The sequence below is a fragment of the Chlamydiota bacterium genome (assembly GCA_016178055.1).
In the GTDB taxonomy this organism is placed as follows: Bacteria; Auribacterota; JACPWU01; order JACPWU01; family JACPWU01; genus JACOUC01.
The window spans coordinates 1-3,774 of record JACOUC010000079.1 but is presented as its reverse complement, the minus strand read 5'-3'; the positions used below and the strand labels follow the sequence as shown (position 1 = coordinate 3,774).

At 39.7% G+C, this 3,774-nt stretch carries 4 protein-coding genes; all 4 read right to left on the bottom strand.

Annotation, left to right across the window (positions count from 1 at the left end):
* Positions 1 to 1,125, bottom strand: a 1,125-nt coding sequence (locus tag HYS07_11305) for a hypothetical protein (protein MBI1871754.1), incomplete at its 3' end; no start/stop codon positions are given.
* Between the two features lie 132 nt (positions 1,126 to 1,257).
* Positions 1,258 to 1,692, bottom strand: coding sequence for a DUF192 domain-containing protein (locus HYS07_11300; GenBank protein ID MBI1871753.1), 435 nt, complete (start codon positions 1,690 to 1,692; stop codon positions 1,258 to 1,260).
* A gap of 15 nt (positions 1,693 to 1,707) precedes the next feature.
* Positions 1,708 to 2,832 carry a dehypoxanthine futalosine cyclase gene (mqnC, locus tag HYS07_11295; GenBank protein MBI1871752.1) on the bottom strand — a complete coding sequence of 375 codons (1,125 nt, stop codon included), beginning with the start codon at positions 2,830 to 2,832 and terminating at the stop codon, positions 1,708 to 1,710.
* Positions 2,807 to 3,616, bottom strand: a complete 810-nt coding sequence (locus HYS07_11290) for a menaquinone biosynthesis protein (protein MBI1871751.1) — start codon at positions 3,614 to 3,616, stop codon at positions 2,807 to 2,809. Before HYS07_11290 ends, mqnC begins: the two co-directional genes overlap by 26 nt.
* Positions 3,617 to 3,774: the final 158 nt, after the last annotated feature.

Genomic DNA, 3,774 nt, shown 5'->3' with positions numbered 1-3,774 from the left:
TTCTAGATATCGTCTCAAATAAAGATAATGCTCCTCATCACTCATTCTTCCTAATCGATGCTCCAACACATGCCTCATTACTTCTGCCATTGCTTCTTTGGGTAGTTTCTTTTCTAATTCGGATAGAAATTTTAAATATTCGGACTCGATCTTTGATGCGTCCATTTTCTTTTCGAGTGATTGGAGTTTAATATAGAGTTCGAGCTGGGGATAGTTTTGACTCGAAGCTCGAGGCTCAAGGCTCGAGGAGGAAAGAGGAAGAGATTGATTTTCTGCATTTTCAGTTTTTTCTTTTGTCTTTGTTTTTGCCTCGAGCTTCGAGCCTCGAGCCTCGAGCTGCTTTATATATTCCCTTAAATCTATCTTCCGATACTGCTCCCTCTTTTTAATAAGTTCTATCAATTCTTTTGGATAAATCTTTTGTCTCAAATGCTCAAACAGTTCTTCAAGTCCACTCCAGACATTCTCTTGAAGCTCCTTCTCCTCCATCAACTCATTCATTAATTTTGCATTAGACACATAAGTCTCGATATCCTCAATTCCGATTCCTTTCACTTTCTGGGAGCCTTCACTGATTAAGAAAGATTCCAAACCATTAATGTCATGGTTTTCCAGTAATTTCTTCCGAGCTGCTTTGAGAGCTTCCTTATCAGGAAAAGCGGTAAAAAAGGACATGTCCATGAGGCCTGAGGCAGCTTCGGAGAAAACATGGAAAGGCTGGCTAGGAAGCTGGGAAGCTAGAAGGCTGGGAGAAACCTTTTGTTTTTTAGCCTCCCAGCTTCCTAACTTCCCAGCATCTTTTATTTCTGCTTCCAATGCTCTCAATATCCTCTCCTCATTCTTTTGCACTTCCGCATTGCAATGAATGTCTTCCAGAATGAAAAGAAGAGGTCTCTCTGGAATAATATTTTGATCAATGATTTCTCCCACATCACTTGGAATTCTAATATTTTCTAAAAGGGTATTCGATTTGACGGATAGAGTTCGCAGAGGAATTGCCCCCAGACTTGACACAGCCAGAGGACCTATGACAGGAGAATCATGCCCATAACTCATTGAAAAATAATAAGTTAGGAATGAAAATATTAAAAAAATACTGATACTTTTATGAATAAATTTAGGCATATTCCTGCTCTTTTCAAAAAGTTACCGTAATAGAAGACCCTTTTTAAGGGTAAAATGTAAAAAATATTTTAATTTTTAAAGAATATATAACCTTTTCTTAAAGAAGAGGTTAAGGGTGGTATGGGAAAATTATCAGGTTCTAATTGAAACTTGGCTTCCAAGCTTTAATCCATACCCTTCAGCACTCATCGCGGGAAGCTCTAGAACATAAAGAGCAGGACGAGGAGGCGTGATCAAAGGCCTTGGCATATCTTTTGCCATTGGCGTCTGATTATAGGCGATATAAACCACTTGGTAGTTTGAATCTAAAAAAACAATATCAATTGAAAACTGCATTCCATAAGTATGAAACGAATAAACCCCTGATCTTTCAAAGATAAAGAGAGCGCCATCATCATCCAAATGGTCACGATACGAAAGTCCTAAGGATCTTCCTAAACGATCGTTAAAGACTTCCACCTTTAACTCTTTACCAGAGGGCGTATCAATCTGAGCGATGGGATTTGGAAATAAGCTTCGAGCGATTTGATAGAAGAAAAAAAGAATACGAAGAGAAACAAGTTTCATAGAATGCTCCGAGGTTCACACCCCAACAGAAAAACGAGTTTCAGAACTCATTTTTTCTTTTTGCATCCGAAAATATGGCTCACCTAAAACTCCATACTTCATATTACGCCTCACCGCCCGGTACCCTGCCCCCTCAATGAGACGAACCATGTCAGGTTCGGTCATGCAAAAAACAGTCCCAGCAGCCCTAACAACATTTTCTTCGATCATCACACTCCCAAAATCATCGATCCCATATTGAAGACTAATCTGACCAATTTTAGGCCCCTGAGTCACCCAAGAGGCCTGAAAGTGACCGATATTGTCTAAATAAATTCTTGCAATGGCAAGCGTCCTTAAATAATCAACCGTCGATGTTTTTTCTCCTCCCATGGGAGTATGATCTGGCTGAAAAGTCCAGGAAATGAAGGCCGTAAATCCATGGGTTTCATCCTGAAGTTGGCGAAGCCGCTCCAAATGTTCAATTCGCTCCTCGATCCTCTCCACATGACCAAACATCATTGTGGAAGTCGTTCGAAGGCCCAGTTGATGAGCTAAACGCATCACTCCCAACCATTCTTCAGTGGTCGCCTTTTTAGGATTAATCATTTTTCTTACACGCTCAACTAAAATTTCTGCACCGGCCCCCGGAAGAGAATCAAGGCCCGCTTGAATGAGTCTTTTTAAAACCTCTTCGATCGATAATTTTGAAACTTTTGAAATAAAGACCACCTCTGAAGCCGATAGACCATGAATCCAGATTCTAGGATATTTCTCTTTAATGTGATTAAACATTTTTTCATAAAAATCAATTTTAAGGCTGGGGTTATGCCCCCCTTGAAGTAAAATTTGCTCTCCCCCAAGGGCAAGCGTTTCTTCAATTTTTTGATCCAACTCTTGATAAGAGAGAACATATCCTTTTTCTGATCCAGGCCGGACATAAAAGGCGCAAAAATCGCAGTCCGTCACACAGAAATTTGTATAATTAACATTGCGATCAATAATATAGGTCACGATTTTGGGATCGTTCTTGCGAAGACGAACCTGATGGGCCAATTGTCCTAATAGGGTGATGTCGGAAATTTTAAAAAGCTCAAGGGCTTCCTGCGAATTAATTCTCTTTCCATCTAAAATTTTAGAGATGATAGGCTTCAATGTCATAGAATTTAAGCTCCGGAACTCTTTCAATCAAGCCGTAAAAAAAGGCCCATTGATAAAAAAGTCTTAATCCATCTTCATGACTCTTAGACCACTCATAACAAATAGATTTCGTAAGATAGTCTAGTATAAAAGATTCTGAAATAAAAATTTTACCAGTCTTCACAAACATCTGCTCGGCCTCTCTGGCAATTTGATCACAGCGAAGAAAACCTTCTTCTTTCGCTTCTAGAAGGGGTAAAAGCAAATCTAAATTTTCCTCTTTCCTTCCAGCCCAAAACGCATAAGTAAATGGCAGATGTGTCAAATCATACCACGCCTCGCCTAAATCTACCCGTTCCCCTTTAAACTGTTTTTCACCAACCAAAGCTTGATCCCCAATCAGTAAAGCCGCATCATGATGTTTTAACATGTCTTCAAGAGAGGCGGGTTTTTCGACATATTCAGCCTCTATTTTTAAGGACTCCTTTGCAAGAATTTTAAGCAAAATTGCAGCCGTTCTAGACCTTTCATCCACTGCAATACTTTGAACACTCTTAATATCCTTTCGAAGAAAAAGCATTACAGATTGAACAGGGCCAACGGATGAAATGGAAACACCCGGTAAAATAAAAAGATGAGGAATTCTTGCGTATTCAATCGAGGGAAGAAGTGCAACATCCGCTTCTTTATTTTCCAAAACTTTCGCACAATCTTTTGGAGAACCCCAAAAGATATCACCCACCTTTTTCTCAATATCATAGATTAAAGGCTTCGCATTTAAAAAATCACTCGCCGCAATTTTCATAAACCCAATCTTTAGTCTTAAACTTGTCGAGTAGACATATATTTCAATGCCCCTCACGGAACCGTACGTGCGGATTTTCCGCATACGGCTCTTCAGTAAGCCTCACTCAATTTTGACGGTATATAAAAGCGATGGACGATCCGTGGCTTCGGTAAGGG

Bases quoted from the DNA above. Each gene is read 5' to 3' on its own strand.
- HYS07_11300 (MBI1871753.1), bottom strand. From the start codon at position 1,692: ATGAAACTTGTTTCTCTTCGTATTCTTTTTTTCTTCTATCAAATCGCT.
- mqnC (MBI1871752.1), bottom strand. From the start codon at position 2,832: ATGACATTGAAGCCTATCATCTCTAAAATTTTAGATGGAAAGAGAATT.
- HYS07_11290 (MBI1871751.1), bottom strand. From the start codon at position 3,616: ATGAAAATTGCGGCGAGTGATTTTTTAAATGCGAAGCCTTTAATCTAT.